This window comes from Nautilia sp. PV-1, assembly GCF_004006315.1.
GTDB classification, from domain to species: Bacteria; Campylobacterota; Campylobacteria; order Campylobacterales; family Nautiliaceae; genus Nautilia; species Nautilia profundicola_A.
This window is the reverse complement of sequence record NZ_CP026530.1, coordinates 297652-312567: the sequence shown is the minus strand read 5'-3', so window position 1 is coordinate 312567 and position 14916 is coordinate 297652. Positions and strand designations below refer to the sequence as shown.

At 34.4% G+C, this 14916-nt stretch carries 19 protein-coding genes; 2 read left to right on the top strand and 17 right to left on the bottom strand.

What is annotated here, in order from left to right; all coding sequences use genetic code 11:
• Window positions 1–58 precede the first annotated feature (58 nt).
• Both C3L23_RS01745 and C3L23_RS01740 read left to right on the top strand, forming a co-directional pair.
• Window positions 59–550: a phosphatidylglycerophosphatase A gene (locus tag C3L23_RS01745; protein WP_127679442.1), complete on the top strand. Its 492-nt coding sequence runs from the start codon at window positions 59–61 to the stop codon at window positions 548–550.
• 35 nt (window positions 551–585) lie between these two features.
• Window positions 586–1896 (top strand): APC family permease, encoded by a 1311-nt coding sequence (locus tag C3L23_RS01740; RefSeq protein ID WP_127679441.1) that lies wholly within the window; start codon window positions 586–588, stop codon window positions 1894–1896.
• Here the strand turns inward: C3L23_RS01740 and C3L23_RS01735 are convergent.
• The 17 genes from C3L23_RS01735 to atpC all read right to left on the bottom strand — a co-directional run bounded on the left by C3L23_RS01735 (window position 1893) and on the right by atpC (window position 14910).
• Window positions 1893–2525 carry a ribonuclease T gene (locus C3L23_RS01735; RefSeq protein WP_127679440.1) on the bottom strand — a complete coding sequence of 211 codons (633 nt, stop codon included), beginning with the start codon at window positions 2523–2525 and terminating at the stop codon, window positions 1893–1895. The two genes, C3L23_RS01740 and C3L23_RS01735, sit on opposite strands and share 4 nt — an antisense overlap.
• Window positions 2522–3076, bottom strand: coding sequence for a YigZ family protein (locus C3L23_RS01730; protein WP_127679439.1), 555 nt, complete (start codon window positions 3074–3076; stop codon window positions 2522–2524). The genes C3L23_RS01735 and C3L23_RS01730 overlap by 4 nt, the downstream gene beginning before the upstream one ends.
• Window positions 3076–4002 (bottom strand): ribose-phosphate pyrophosphokinase, encoded by a 927-nt coding sequence (locus C3L23_RS01725; RefSeq protein ID WP_127679438.1) that lies wholly within the window; start codon window positions 4000–4002, stop codon window positions 3076–3078. The genes C3L23_RS01730 and C3L23_RS01725 overlap by 1 nt, the downstream gene beginning before the upstream one ends.
• A 109-nt stretch (window positions 4003–4111) precedes the next feature.
• On the bottom strand, window positions 4112–5155 hold the full coding sequence (mnmA, locus tag C3L23_RS01720; protein ID WP_127679437.1) for a tRNA 2-thiouridine(34) synthase MnmA: 1044 nt from the start codon (window positions 5153–5155) through the stop codon (window positions 4112–4114).
• On the bottom strand, window positions 5155–5961 hold the full coding sequence (locus C3L23_RS01715) for an ATP-binding protein (protein ID WP_246831081.1): 807 nt from the start codon (window positions 5959–5961) through the stop codon (window positions 5155–5157). The genes mnmA and C3L23_RS01715 overlap by 1 nt, the downstream gene beginning before the upstream one ends.
• 24 nt (window positions 5962–5985) lie before the next feature.
• Window positions 5986–7182, bottom strand: a complete 1197-nt coding sequence (locus tag C3L23_RS01710; RefSeq protein WP_127679435.1) for a hypothetical protein — start codon at window positions 7180–7182, stop codon at window positions 5986–5988.
• Window positions 7179–7865, bottom strand: coding sequence for a 5'-methylthioadenosine/adenosylhomocysteine nucleosidase (locus C3L23_RS01705; protein WP_127679434.1), 687 nt, complete (start codon window positions 7863–7865; stop codon window positions 7179–7181). Before C3L23_RS01705 ends, C3L23_RS01710 begins: the two co-directional genes overlap by 4 nt.
• Complete coding sequence (locus C3L23_RS01700) at window positions 7865–8605, bottom strand: nitrilase-related carbon-nitrogen hydrolase (protein ID WP_127679433.1); 741 nt, start codon at window positions 8603–8605, stop codon at window positions 7865–7867. The genes C3L23_RS01705 and C3L23_RS01700 overlap by 1 nt, the downstream gene beginning before the upstream one ends.
• A 21-nt stretch (window positions 8606–8626) precedes the next feature.
• Window positions 8627–9541 (bottom strand): ACP S-malonyltransferase, encoded by a 915-nt coding sequence (gene fabD / locus C3L23_RS01695; protein ID WP_210402422.1) that lies wholly within the window; start codon window positions 9539–9541, stop codon window positions 8627–8629.
• Between the two features lie 192 nt (window positions 9542–9733).
• Window positions 9734–10219, bottom strand: a complete 486-nt coding sequence (locus tag C3L23_RS01690) for a peptidylprolyl isomerase (protein WP_127679432.1) — start codon at window positions 10217–10219, stop codon at window positions 9734–9736.
• Between the two features lie 37 nt (window positions 10220–10256).
• Window positions 10257–11150, bottom strand: coding sequence for a tetratricopeptide repeat protein (locus tag C3L23_RS01685; protein ID WP_127679431.1), 894 nt, complete (start codon window positions 11148–11150; stop codon window positions 10257–10259).
• A 31-nt stretch (window positions 11151–11181) separates the two neighbouring features.
• Window positions 11182–11775 (bottom strand): OmpA family protein, encoded by a 594-nt coding sequence (locus tag C3L23_RS01680; protein WP_127679430.1) that lies wholly within the window; start codon window positions 11773–11775, stop codon window positions 11182–11184.
• A gap of 15 nt (window positions 11776–11790) precedes the next feature.
• On the bottom strand, window positions 11791–12951 hold the full coding sequence (gene tolB / locus C3L23_RS01675) for a Tol-Pal system protein TolB (protein ID WP_127679429.1): 1161 nt from the start codon (window positions 12949–12951) through the stop codon (window positions 11791–11793).
• The gene (locus tag C3L23_RS01670) at window positions 12944–13630 is read right to left on the bottom strand and encodes a hypothetical protein (protein WP_127679428.1); all 687 of its coding nucleotides are present in this window, start codon (window positions 13628–13630) and stop codon (window positions 12944–12946) included. Before C3L23_RS01670 ends, tolB begins: the two co-directional genes overlap by 8 nt.
• Window positions 13627–14004 (bottom strand): biopolymer transporter ExbD, encoded by a 378-nt coding sequence (locus C3L23_RS01665; protein ID WP_127679427.1) that lies wholly within the window; start codon window positions 14002–14004, stop codon window positions 13627–13629. The genes C3L23_RS01670 and C3L23_RS01665 overlap by 4 nt, the downstream gene beginning before the upstream one ends.
• Window positions 14001–14549: a MotA/TolQ/ExbB proton channel family protein gene (locus C3L23_RS01660; RefSeq protein ID WP_127679426.1), complete on the bottom strand. Its 549-nt coding sequence runs from the start codon at window positions 14547–14549 to the stop codon at window positions 14001–14003. Before C3L23_RS01660 ends, C3L23_RS01665 begins: the two co-directional genes overlap by 4 nt.
• On the bottom strand, window positions 14530–14910 hold the full coding sequence (atpC, locus tag C3L23_RS01655) for an ATP synthase F1 subunit epsilon (protein WP_127679425.1): 381 nt from the start codon (window positions 14908–14910) through the stop codon (window positions 14530–14532). The genes C3L23_RS01660 and atpC overlap by 20 nt, the downstream gene beginning before the upstream one ends.
• Window positions 14911–14916: the final 6 nt, after the last annotated feature.

The following is a 14916-nucleotide window of genomic DNA, read 5'->3' as shown; positions in this document are numbered from 1 at the left end:
ATTGTTGATGGTTGATAGTTAAGGTTTAGAGAAAAAAATAAAAAACGGAGTATTGAAAATGGAAAATTACAGTAAATTCAACTGGTTTTTATTAACCGGATTTTTCAGCGGGCTATTACCAAAAGCACCTGGAACATGGGGCAGTATAGTTGCAGCTGTTCTGGCTTACGTAATAATAGTTTATTTTCCGAATCCCGTTTTAACGATATGGCTTTTGGCCGTATTTTTTTCCGTAGTCGGAATAAAACTTGTAAACGATTACGAAAGCAAAGGCGGTATTCACGACGACAAAAGAATAGTAATAGACGAATTTGCGGGTATGTTTATAGCGGTAGGTCTGTTTGGCAATTTAAAAGAAGATACTTTAATTAAAGTTTTACTGGCTTTTCTGGCTTTCAGACTTTTAGACATTTGGAAACCTTCGATAATAGGAAAAATAGATAAAAAAGCTCCGGGAGGAATAGGCGTTATGGGAGACGACATCCTGGCTGGAATATTCGGAGGCGTACTGGCAGGCATAGTTTATATGGGATATTTGAAATTAATTTAAACTTTTTGATGTATAATAAATAAAAAGGCCGAAAAATGAAAGCTTTCAATACGCTAAGCGCAGCAATGCTCGGAATAGGTTCAATGGTGGGGGCCGGAATATTCATTGTTATAGGACAAGCTGGGAGTATAGCCGGAAATATAGTCTGGCTCTCTTTCGTGCTCGGAGGAATTGCAGCCCTTCTTAGCGGGTATTCTCTTGCCAAACTTGCTTTAAGATATCCCAGCCGGGGAGGTATAATAGAATATCTTATACAGGAATACAAAGAAAGCTTTTTTTCCGGCGGATTAAGCATTATGTTTTATCTCGCACAGCTTATAGCCATTGCGGCGGTTGCCAAAAGCTTCGGAGAATACGGAGCAAGACTGTTCGGATTTTCTTCTCTGTTTGTCATAAATACGTTTGCACTTTCAATTGTATTGATATTTATGTTTATTAATCTGATAGGAGCCAGTCTGGTGGCAAAATCTGAAAATCTGATCGTATCAATCAAACTTACCGTTTTAGTACTTTTTACTATTGCCGCGCTTTTTACTATTAAACCAGAATATCTGAGTTTAAAAGATATGCCGCCTATTTCAAATATGTTCTTTGCAATAGGACTTACGTTTTTTGCATATCAGGGTTTCAGCGTTATTACAAATACGGTGGAAGATATGGAAAACCCTAAAAAAACAATGTTAAAAGCCATGATTTTGGCTATCGCAGTAGTTATGGTTTTATATGTGGCCACAAGCATAGCCGTTCTTGGAAATCTTCCTTTAAGTGAAGTTATTAAGGCAAAAGATTACGCTCTGGCAAAAGCTGCAGAGCCTATTTTTGGTTCAGTAGGATTTAAAATTATGGCTGTTACAGCCCTTATCGCCACTGCAAGCGCTATTAACGCCACCCTTTACTCGGTAACTGAAATCAGCTATACGCTTGCAAAAAAAGGTGATTTGCCTAAAATATATGAATACAATGTTTTTAATTCCACTGAAGGTCTTATTATAAGTACCGCTATTGTAATGCCTTTAATTCTGTTTTTCAATCTTTCTCAAATAACCACCATAGCCGCACTTAGCGTTTTAATTATACAGGGGCTTGTTCATTTGGGGCATCTTTTTATAATAAAAAAGACTCAGGCAAACAAAATACTAGTTTTACTGGCGTGCCTGTCAATGTTCGGAATTGCAGTTACAACTATTATTTACAACTGTAAACAGGATATCAGAATCGTATATTATATGATAGCGGCGTTTATTATAAGCTTTATATTAGAACTTCTGCTAAGATTGTTCACAAAAAGAACTATTAAAAAACAAATTAAAAGTATTACTGAAGAATTAGGGAAAAAAAGAAATTAAGGAGTGGCTATAATGCCCATCGGGCATTGTTTAACACCTTTCATTTCGTCAGCATTGTCTATAAGCTGATAAAAATCCCCCGTTACAGGATTACCTTTTAAATTAATTCTGATTTCCGTAACATAACCTTTTTTACAAACCATCTGGAATTTTCTTACATTTCCTTTTCCGAATATCTGACCGAACGTCCATCTCATTCTTTTAAGACTTACAGTCTGACCCATATGCATTCTAAAAAACTGTAAAAGAAGAGTTTCGTTAAACTGCTGTGTAAATTTTATTGCTGTAATAAAATAAGTTTCCGCATCCGTACCGAAACATGTACCGTGTTTTTTCCACTCATGTTTTGCCAAGCCGTATTTTGCTCCAGGCATATATTTTTCAAGAATTTTCATAAACCTTTTAGAAAGTTTCATCGGTTTATAAGAACAGTATTCTTTATTTTTAGGCCATAACCCGTGCAGAGTAAAATGAGTAAGAGAATAATCACCCGGTTTTCTGTTAATACATACCGGTTTGTTCGGATAAGCTTTACAATATCCGTTCAGCCAGCTTACAGCAAGAATATTTTCATTTGATACCGCAAGAAGCATTAAAGGAAACATTAACGCCAACAAGATCTTTTTCATAACACACCTTTTATTAGATTTATTTTTTCAATATCGTCTCTTACGGTATATTCGATACCGTCAATACCGAATTCCCTGTTTTCGACGAATATTGAGTTTTGTTTGAGAATATACTCGATTTCTCTCGTTTTTTCATAATCAACACTAAAAGAATACTCAAAAATATCTTTATATTCAAGTAATTGTGCATTTTTTACAGCTAAATTCGCTGTATCACTGTATGCTTTTACAAGCCCTCCCACACCTAAAAGAATACCTCCGAAATATCTGACGGTTATAATACCCACATTTATCAGATCATTTCCCTGCAATACTTTAAGAGTCGGCCGTCCGCTGCTGCCTCTCGGCTCGCCGTCGTCGGAAGAACCTTCTACTATCTGATTGTATTCGTTAAGATATCTGAATGCGGTAACGTGGTGGTTTGCTTTAGGATGAAGTTTTTTAAGTTCTTCCAGTTTTTCTTCAAAAGAGGAAAAAGGAACAAGAAAAGAGTGAAATTTTGATTTTTTAACTTCCAGTGTAGCCGCTGAAAGAGCTTTAACGGTTTTCATTAATCAAAAAGTTTATTAATACTTTCGTTATACATAATTCTTCTGATAACTTCTGCAAAAAGCTTTGCAGTTGAAAGCACTTTTATTTTTTTACAGTTGCCTTTAAAAGGAATAGTATCGCTTATAACAAGCTCGTCAAGTACCGAATCTTTAATTCTGTCAATTGCCGGTCCGCTTAAAACACCGTGCGTAGCGTATGCCATTACAGAATTGGCTCCTTTAGCTTTAAGCGCCGCGGCAGCTTTAACCATAGTGCCTGCAGTATCAACCATATCATCGATTAAAATAACGTCTTTGCCTTTAACATCGCCTATTATATTCATAACTTCGCTTACATTTGCTTTTTCTCTTCTTTTATCAACGATTACCATATCAAGCCCGAGTTTGCTGGCAAAATATCTGGCTCTTGCAACCCCTCCGATATCAGGACTTGCAATAATAGGATTTTTAAGATTTAATTCTTTAAAATAATCAAAAAATAGAATGCTTCCGTAAAGATTGTCAACAGGAATATCAAAAAATCCCTGAATCTGTCCCGCATGCAGGTCGATTGTCACAACCCTGTCGATTCCGGCTTTTTCCATCATATTCGCTACAAGTTTTGCAGTAATCGGAACTCTCGGAGCCGCTTTTCTGTCCTGTCTTGCGTATCCGAAATAAGGCACGATTGCAGTAATGCTTTTCGCACTCGCTCTTCTCATTGCGTCCGTAATAATTAAAAGCTCCATTAAATTATCATTTGCCGGTGCACAGGTAGGCTGAATAATAAAACAGTCAATTCCCCTGATACTTTCGCCTATCTGTACGTTAATCTCACCGTCGCTGAATCTGTTAACAGTAATTTTACTTAAAGGTCTGTCAAGATACTCCGCAATATCCGCCGCCACTTTAGGGTTCGCCGTACCGCTGAATAGTTTAAATTTCATTTTTCACGCTCCTTTGTTTTGTTAATGAAATAGTAACAAATTTACCTTAATTTTACATTGCCAACTTTTGGTTTTTCTCTTTAATTTTTTTCATTTTTCACTATAAATATTATCTTCCGCCTCTTATCCATCCGCCTCCGAGAAGTCTTTCACCATCGTAAAACACACACGCTTGCCCTTTTGCAACACCTAAAACCGGTTCATAAAAGTTCACAACAGCTTTACTTTTGCTTTCCATTTTCACAACAGCCGGCATTTTCGGTGCTCTGTATCTTATTTTGGCTTCACATTCAAATGTTTTTTCATCAATAAAAAGATTTACGCCTTTTAAAAACACCTGTTTTTTTTCAAGATCCTTTTTATCTCCGACAATAAGGGTATTGCTTTTGGCGTCTATGCCTATTACATACTGAGGTTTATGTGATTTAAAAAGTGTAAATCCTTTTCTCTGACCCACGGTATAATACGGATACCCTTTGTGGAGACCTATTTTATGGCCTCTTTTGTTTACAACTTTTCCTTTTCTCTCCGGATTAAAATGAAGTTTGAGTACATCCGTATAATTCGTATCTATAAAACATATATCCTGGGATTCTTTCTGGCTTGCAAATTCGTCAAGCCCAATTTCCGAAGCCAGCTTTTTGATTTCATCTTTTGTATATTCTCCTAAAGGAAACAGGATTTTAGGAAGAACCTCTTTTTTTATTCCGAAAAGAAAATAGCTCTGGTCTTTGCTTTCGTCTTTTGCCTGGTATAAAAACTCTCCGTCGTTTCTGACATAATGGCCGGTAGCCGCCAGATCACACCCGTATTTTTCTAAAAAATTCATAAAAATACCGAATTTTATTTTAATATTGCACATTGCACACGGGTTTGGCGTAATACCGTTTTTGTAACTTTCAATAAAATATTCGTATACCTCTTTTTTAAATTCATCCTGCACGTCTTCAATGACATATTCAAAATTCAGCTTTTTTGAAAGTTTTTCTATTTTTGCAAGATTTTCGGAATGATTAACACCTTCGTGCATTTTCATGTATATACCTAAAACATCATATCCCTGCTGTTTTAAAAGATATACGCTCATTGCGCTGTCAACACCCCCGCTGACACCCACCAATACTTTTTTATTTTTTAATTTCTCATTCTTCATTATTTAAAAAACTCCTTCATAAAAAACGTAGAACAGTCTATATTTCCAAAAGCGCTGTCAAGTCTTTGAAACAGTTTAGGCTCTTTTTCTTCCATATCTTTAAGCCACTGTTTGATTTCATTTCTTACATAAGGCGTTTTAGCCTGATCGGCTTCGTTAAATGCAAGACAGCTTGATTCTCCGTCTATTATAGGAAAATCGTTTCGATCACTCATATACTGTATCCATTTTTCCCTAACCTTTATTAAAGGCCTTATAACTTCTATTTCGTTGTAGGCTTTGTATTTAGGAGGCATAGAGCGCATCATTCCGTTATAAAACATACTCATAAAGAAAGTTTCCACCGCATCGTCGAAATGATGCCCGAGCGCTATTTTATTGTATCCGAGTTCCAACGCTTTGGTATAAAGAGCGCCTCTTCTCATTCTGGCGCAAAATCCGCACGCACTGCTTCCGGGACGTTTCTTTTCTTCCAAAATTTCAAGTATCGGTGTTTGATATATAATATATTCTATTCCGAACTCTTTACAGTGTTTAACCAAAGGAGAATAATCTATTCCGGTTCCCGAATCTATAGTAACGGCTAATAGATCAAATTTAAAAGGAGCGATTAACTGCATTCTTTTAAGAACATGAAGTAAAACGAAACTGTCTTTACCGCCACTGAAAGCGACCATTACACGGTCGCCTTCTTTTATCAGATCAAACTCTCCATTCGCACGCCCGGCAAATTTAGTGACTTTTTTTGAAAAATATATATCTTTTATAGGGTTTTTCATTTTCTCTTTATTTTTTTCCTTTTCCAACAATTACTCTTTAATCTTTTTAATTTATTTTATAAGCTGTCCGTCACTGTAAAGCTGTCCTTTTTTATATTCAAGATTTAACACAACCTTTCCGTTCTTTTTCTTAGCCAAAGCAAATAAAAATGCGCTTCTTGGAACCATATTCATAATCAGATTCGCTATTTGAGGAGTTGTAGTCAAATCAAGTTTTATATCTACAAAATCAATATTTTTACTGTTAACTTTCGCTCTAAAGTTTTTAGTTGGTAAAAATTTAATATTAAGCCCTAAATTGTATCCGCCCAAGTCTCTTTGCATAACTTTTGCGTCTTTTAGTCTGCTGTTAACATTTATATTGAAACCTTTTTCAAAAATTTTATCCAGATATTGTTCCTGTTCGTCTTTAGGAGCTTTTGCCAGCTGCTCAAGAATTTTTGTTTCAATACCGTTAATCTGGGCTTTTACATCAAAATTCTGGGCATTTGCCATATTCGGAACATCCAGACTGTCAAATCCTAATGAAGAATGTAAGGTAACTTCTTTTGAAAGCAGCGTTTTGGTTGTTGAATAAACGTTCTGAACCTGAAGTTTAAATCTGTTTATATTCACATCGACATCAAAATTCGTTTTTGAATAAGTGCTTTTTTCATTGCCTTCGAAATGGTTTTTGAAATTTTTAATTTCAAAATATCCTTTTTTGTCTTTTATATATATTTCTTTTATATTCAGACTGTTTTTAATCAGTTTTCCGTTTTTAAACGTTCCTTTTATATTTTTGATACCTATATCCGCTTTGTCTTTTATGACGATATCGTCGAATTTATATGCATAATCCCTGAAATTAGGCGTTGTGACGACAAATTTAATATATTTTTGCAAGAAAGGGTTTATTTTGCTTTCAAGATTTTTATACTGGTCGCTTAAAACGACCTGATCCAGTTTTCCAAAAAACAGTACATTCGTTACCGGCAGGTTTTTGAATTTTGTTTCGATATGCAGTTTTATCTCTTTTATTACTCCGTTGTCGTTTAAAAGTTTTGAAGGTATGCTTACTTCTAGAACTTTGTCTGTTTGAAGATAAGTACTTTTGTCTTTTACCACATTAATGCTTATGCCCTTCGATCTTAAATCATTAAGCATCTGGTTGTATCTTGAATTCATAAGTTTGCCGAATATAAACGGAGTCGCCGCTATCAATACGGCAAACGTTATGAACATTACTATTAATTTATTTTTATTCATTTAATTTCCTTTAACATATTTACTAAAAATTTTGCACTGACTTTGCTCGATTCTTCCAAAAATTCATCAAAATCCACACCCGCACCTTCTTCAGCGGTATCGCTGATGGCTCTTAGCATAAAAAACGGCACCTGTTCGTTCCAGCATACACACCCTACGGCACCGCCTTCCATTTCAATTGCACTTGCCCCGAATACTTCTTTTATCCACTCTTTTTTTTCTTTTGAATGGATAAACTGATCGCCGCTTGCGATAATTCCCGTTTTGAGTTTTATACCCATCTCATCCGCAACTTTTTTAGCAAGATTTATCAGGTTTGCATTACAGTCAAAATATATTTCACTCTCAGGTATAAATCCGTGCTTATATCCGAATACCGTAAGATCAACGTCATGCTGACACACATGCGTTGCGGTTATAAGATCTCCTATTTTCAAATCCTCGTCTATACCTCCGGCGACGCCGCTGAAAAGCAAAACGTCTACTCCGAATTTTTCTATCATCACAGTTGCCGTAATCGAAGCGTTCACTTTACCTATTTTACTGTATGCCAATACAATATTTTTACCGTTAAATTCCGCAATATAATAAGTATTGTTTGCGTGCTCTTTTTTTTCTTTAATATGCATATACTCCAAAATAGGCTCAAGCTCCTCAACCATTGCGCACATTATTCCAATCATCAGCTTTTCCTTAAAAAATATTTTTGCGTAACTGTCAGGCTATGGTTAAGCTCACATTCTATTATCTGTTCTTCAAAATAATCAGCTTTTATTTCAACCTCTCCTTTAGGATTGACAATCCTGCTTCCTCCCCAGAATCCCAAACCGTCTTCAAAACCTACCCTGTTGCAAAAAACAACATAAGCGCCGCTTAGTATAGCCATTGACTTTAAAAGAGCGTCCCACTGCTCTTCTATCAACAGCTTACCCTCACTAAATTCTCTTGCGGGAGAAGCGGCTATTACGATAATCAAATCAGGCTTGTGTTCCGATACGAAATCCATAGCGTCTCCGCTAAATACATCTTCACAAACAAACATAGCAGTTTTACCGGCTTTAGAGTCAAATACGCTAAAACTTTCCCCGGAAAAAAAGAATCTCCCTTCTTCAAAAACTCCGTAAGTAGGAAGATGCACTTTATTGTGAATATGTAAATTTTTGCCTAAATATAAAGCGCTGTTGAATATTTTTCCGTCTTTTTTTATAGCCGCGCCTAAAACCACATCTTTATCAAACTTTAAATTTTTAAAATATTCCAAACTGAAAGAATCTTCCAATAAAGCGTCTTTTATTTTATATCCGTTCATTGAAAGTTCCGGAAAAACGACAAGATCGGCATCTGTTCCGGAGATATACTCCAGATGTTTTTCCAGATTTTTCGGAGACAGCTTTGGAGCTATCTGTGCAAGAGCTATTTTCATATTTTTTCCCTGAGTGTTAATTTAATTACTTAATGAACCAATTACTTTTTCCAAACTCGCCATGTCAGTTATCGGAAGAGTCTTTTTCTTTGTGATTTTTCTGTTTATACCCATTAACACTTTACCTCCGAATTCTACAAACACGTCGGCGTCATTTTCATAATTTTTAATTGACTGTTTATACAATACCGGTTTTGTAAGCTGTACAGGAAGTACTTCAAGAGCTTCAGCTTTTGTATTATACGCTTTAGCCGTTACATTGCTTACTACGTCTTTAAATTCATCTTTCAGCGCTTCCGCCAAAAGCTCTTTTAAAGGAGCACTCGCACTCTCAAGTAAAGGACAGTGACTCGCCACGCTCATATTTAAAAGCATTGCTCTTTTTGCGCCTTTTTCTTTTAGTACAGGTTCAAGTTTTTCCAAATCTTCTCTGATTCCGGCTAATACTAGCTGACCGTCACTGTTGTAATTTGCAGGCCAGACTTGAAGATTGGATTCTTTACATATATTTTCTATTGTTTCGTCATCCAGACCCAATACAACCATCATAGAACCGACTTTATCCCTGAAAGCCGCGTTCATAAGTTTGCCTCTTTCATGTACAAGCTTTACAGCATCTGCTAAATCAATCGCACCGGCAGAATAAAGCGCGCTAAATTCCCCTAAAGAGTGCCCTAAAGAAAACGCATACTCAAAATCTGCGCTGTTTTTAAACAATTCGTATGCTATTGCTGAATACAATAAAATTGCAGGCTGAGTATATTCGGTTTTATTTAAATCTTCGTTTTCTTCAAACATGAGTTTTTTAAAATCAATTTTTACCGAATCGCTTGCAAGTTCAAACATCTCTTTTGCAACTGCCGAATTTTCATAAAAATCTTTACCCATTCCGACAAACTGGCTTCCCTGTCCCGGAAACAATAAACCTATTTTCATTATCACCCTTTTTTACTAAAATTATATCATATAGGATAGAAATGGTTTTAATTTTAAAATATATAAACATAAAATCATAATTAAGTGCCGATATCAAACTAAATAAACAGATTATAAAAATTAAGATAATGGAAGAATAAGATACTTAGCGCCAGACACCAATATAAAACAAAAAAAGAAAAAAGAGAGGGATTAGTGGCATCCGCATCCTGTACCGCATCCGCATCCCTGACCTTGCTCTCCGCCTGCAAGCTCTTCTAATGTTGCATCTCTTTTGCTGACAACTTTAACATCAAATGTTAAATCTTCACCTGCTAGAGGATGATTATAATCGATAGTTACGTTTTTATCGTCAAAATCTACAACAGTTACTGCAATAGTCTGTCCGTCAGGAGATTGTCCGTAAAGAGTCATTCCTTTTTGTAAATCAATCCCTTCGAACTGTTCTTTAGGAAGAGTCTCAACCCACTCTTCATTTCTCTGACCGTAAGCTTCGTCTGCTTTTACAGTTACAGTTTTTTCTTCTCCTACTTCCATACCTTCAACTTCTTTTTCAAGTCCCGGGATAATTTGATTTTGTCCAGCTATAAATTCAAGAGGAGCCTGTCCTTTATTAGAGTCAACTACTTCACCTTTTGAGTTCTTAACCGTATATTCAATTCCGTATACTTTTGCCATTGTAATCCTTTAAAATTTTACGCAGTATAACATAATCTTATAATTTTTCCAACTCTTTTTTGGCTAAAGCCGCATATTTTGATTTAGGAAAATCCAAAACAAGCTTTTTAAATGTAAGTTTGGCGTTTTTGGTCTGTTTAAGTTTTAAGAATGATATTCCCGTATGATATAACAGTCTGTCAGTAAATGATGTTTTCTTCGGATAAAGTGAAATGCTTTTTTTATAATATGCCAAAGCTTCTTTATAATGTCCCTGTTTATAGGCTATTTCACCTAAATAATAAGACGAAGTGGCAGGCAGATGTCTTTTTTGAAGAGAATATAAAAACAGATCTTTTGCTTTATTCAGTTCACCTTTAAAGTAAAGTTTTTTTGCTTTTTCGAAAGCTTCTTTAGGATTCAGCTGTTTAGTCTGCTGATTTAATTTTTTCAGCTGGTCTAGAATAACCTGTATGGAATTGCTTAAATTTTGAAAATTTTCATTTTGTATTTTTGTAATTTCTTCAATCGTTTTTTTTATAGCTTTATTCTGCTCTTCCAGATTAGAAACTCTCTGTTCTAAATCTGAAATTTTATTTTTCATATCTGTTAAATTGGTATCGTTCAATTCTTTTTTAATATTTTCTATAGAAAGTTTAGCTGCATCTATTTCACTTAGTATGGTATTAAAAGATGAAAGTTTATTGCTCAAATCTGAAATAGTCTGATCGTATTCCACAAATTTCTGTGCAAGCTTAGATTTAAAATTTTCAAGTTCAGTTTTTAAACTGCTGATTAATTTGCTGTTTTTTTGAATGTTCTTTTTATTTTGAAGTATTGCTTTTTCCTGAGGTGTAAGCCCGTAAGGATTTGGAGAGTTTAAATTACCTGCGCCAAATGGATTGACATCGGCTAATAACAATACCGGGATAAGAAAAAAAAGTTTTTTCATACAATTCCTTTTTTAAGGAATTGTACACTATTTATGGAAGATATGTAAAATTATCTCTTCTGTTTTTTCTCCAGCACCATTTAGCATGTGCGGTACATACAGGATTTAATTCCCCATAACTGATAATTGTAAGTTTTTTAGGGTCTACACCTAATTTGATTAAAGCGTTTTTAACAGAGTTGGCTCTTTTTAAACCTAAAGCATAGTTGTATTCTTCTGTACCCCACTCGTCACAGTTACCTTCAATTCTTACAGTGTAATTTGCAGGATTGCTTTTAATAAGTTTTGCAAGTTCTTCAACTTTCGGCCATTGGTCAGGTCTGATATTGTATTTGTCAAAGTCAAAATAAACAACAATATTAGCAAGTTTTTTAGCAAATTTTTGATTTGCTGTTACTGTTATTTTAGTACCTTCGCCTATAGTCTGTTCTTCAACGTTTGCATTTTGAGTATTTACAGTTTCATTGCCGGTTGCAGTTGCACTGTTTTGGTTTGCATTCTGAGTGTTAGCTGTTTGCGCAGTCTGTTCAGTTTGAGTTGCATTTTCAAGATTCGGCTGCTTTGAACATCCTGTGATCATGAGTAACGCTGCTACTCCTGTTGCGATTAGTAATTTTTTCTTCATTTCTTCTCCTTTATTTTACCAATCAAACGATTGTAATATTTTTGGCAGTGGATAATAAAAAACTTTGTTTTCATTTAATCGTATTATACCAATTTTTGAATAAAAATTTTCTCTTTTTATAAACATTATAGAATTTCCATCTACAGAAAAATTAGGAAAACTGTTTTGTCCTTTAAAAGTAAGTCTTTTTAAAGAATCATCCTGTTTATTAATCAAAAACAGGTTAAACGTATTTTTTGAAAACGCATTGCTGGTTTCTCTTGTACTTATTACAAGATAATTTTTATATGCATCTACACCTACCTGGTTTTTACCGTGATAAAGCACCCTTTGTACTATTCCGTTATCAAGGTTTTTGCTAAACACCATAGGCATTCCGTATCTGTCGGAAACAAATACTATTTTATCTTTGCCCCAAAACTTTCCGTTTACGTCTATTCCGTTATAATTAGTTAGCTTCGTAAGTTTTTTTGTGGCGATATCATATTCATATACATCAGGCTGCCCTTCAGGCGCAAGAGTCAGCAGCAGCTTATCTCCCTTTACATCAGAAACAATGAGCATTCCCTGGGAAGTCAGTATTTTTTCTCTTTTTCCCGTTCTTAAATTAAGTCTGTATAAAGTCGGAAGTCTACCGAGTTTTGTATAATAAATTATATTTTGTTTTTCGTCGGCCCATTTAGGGAAAATATTAAGCCCTCCGCTGATTATTCTCTTTTTATATGAAAGAGTATAATCCGCAAGATAAATATTTGCCTGTTTAGGTGCCACAAGCATAGAATAAATAACTTTTCTGATTAAAAACTTAGCGTGAGGCAGTCCAAAATATTCATTAATATCATAAACAGCTTTATGAACTAAAAACGGAAAATAGGCGTAACTGTTTGATTTATATATTTTTTCTACTTTAAGAACATTTTTTTCATAATATTTTACTTTTAACGTCTTGTTTTGATAAGTGAAATCAAATCTGTATGTAGCGTTATTGTCTTGATTGATCACATAATTAAAATGATCAAGAACCGTTAAATCCATTTTTAAAATTTTTAAAACGTTTTTATCGCCCGTATATGTAATTTCTATTTTCGGTTTTTCGTTAAAATACTTTGTTATTACTAATTCGTTCGCAAAAACACTAATTGTCAACAAAATACTTAGTATAATTTTTTTAATCATTGCTTACCTTTGACTGGAATAATACCGTTATATTAAAACTTTTATCAAATTTTACTTTTTTTATTTCATTTATAAGCATTGTCTGTTTTGAAACAGGCAGATTGCTGTCTAATATATTAACTTCTACATTCCCGTTCATAGACTGTATGTTAATTTTAGCATATTCGCTGGGAATTGTAGAAATATCATACCATATTGAATAAAGCTTTTGTGAAATAATGTCGTTTATTTCGTCTTTAGTCAATTTTTTACCACTGTTCTGCACAAAATTAACTTCAACACTAATTTTTTTAATTTTTTTAAGATTTCTTTCTATTCCTCTAAATCTGCTCATATCAAGCTGCTTTTTCTGAACTATTTTTTTAGTTTCAACATTATAATCCACATTTTTAAATATATCATTAAATCCTATGTCCTGCCCCCCGTGGGTCATGTTAGTTTTAGAGCCTGATTTTTTAACTTTTTTAGATGTTTTCTTTATTTTAGAAACAATTTTTTTCTTTATTTTTTTTGACTGTTTTTTAGCGTTGGAGTTAATTTTTGCCTTTTTGGCAATTATTGCAGTATGTATATAAACTTTTTTTTCCGGCTTAGGTTTTGGAAAAAGAAAAAAGAGAAAAAAAACGACTATCAGTCCGTAAATTATTACGGTCAGAATAAATGAAACAGCTATTTTCATCTAGTTAACAGCCCTATTTGAGTAAATCCTGTTTTTACAACGGCAGCGTAAACTTTCATAAAAGTTTTATATTTAATGTTTTTGTCCGCTGCTATATAAACAAGAGAATTTTTATTGAAATTGCCGTATTTAAGATTGAATTCCTCTAAAAAATTTTTAAGTGGAATTTCTTCTTTATTTACCTTTACTATACCTTTTGCATTTATGGTAATTGTAATTGTCGGTTTTTTTGCAGCAGGTGTTGTTTCGCTGCCTTTTGGCAGATTAACTGTTTTTTCCTGATAAGTGCTAACCGTCACCGATACCATAAGTATAGCAAGCAGTACTAGCATAATATCTACAAAAGGAGTAATATTTAATTCTGGCTTTTTCATTTGCTTAAATAAAAATCCTTTTGCATTGTTAATACACTTATCAAATCTTCAACTTTTTTGCTTAGTATCTGATGAAACGAATATGCGGGCACCGCTACTATAATACCTACAGCAGTTGCTACTAAAGCATCCGCTATTGCAGGAGCAATCATATTAATAGTGGTCACACTCTGCATAGAAGAAAACGCAGTTAGTATTCCTATAACTGTTCCGAACAGACCTATAAACGGTGCTGTGGATGCAACTATACCTAAAAACGTTATTCCGCTCTCAGCACTGCTTTTTGCAGCTTGTATACATGCATCAAATGTAAGTGAGTTTATGTTTTCAGTTTTATCTATACATCTTTTAAGTGATGAAACACCGGAAATGTTTCCGCTCATTAGTAAAGCATTTAATGATTCTTTTTCTTTTTTTATCCAAGAAGACAATCCTATAAATTTGTAGAAAAATATGAAGAATACAAAAAATAGATAAATCCCAAGCCACCCTAAAACAACAACGTTTATAGGGTTGCTTAAGATTTTAGATATTTCTGGCAGCACTTTCTATCTTTGCCTCAACAGATGCAACAAGAACATCGCTGTTTGCCGCATCACGAATAAGTTTTTTAGCTTTCTCTATCGCTTCTGCAATATCTCCGGCTTTTTCACCTGAAACAGGCTGGGCGCCGTCTACTAATACGTTTACGTGATCAGGCGTAACTTCTACGTAACCTGTATTAATAGCAATAATTTCTTCACTGCCGTCTTCTTTTTTAACAGTAATTACTCCCGGCTGTAAAGTAGTCATTAAAGGTGCGTGTCCTTCAAGGACACCAAATTCACCTTCAATTCCCGGAAAATATGCTTCTTTTATTTCACCCTCGTATATTCTTCCAAGAGGTGTAACAATATCAAGTTTCATTTGCTT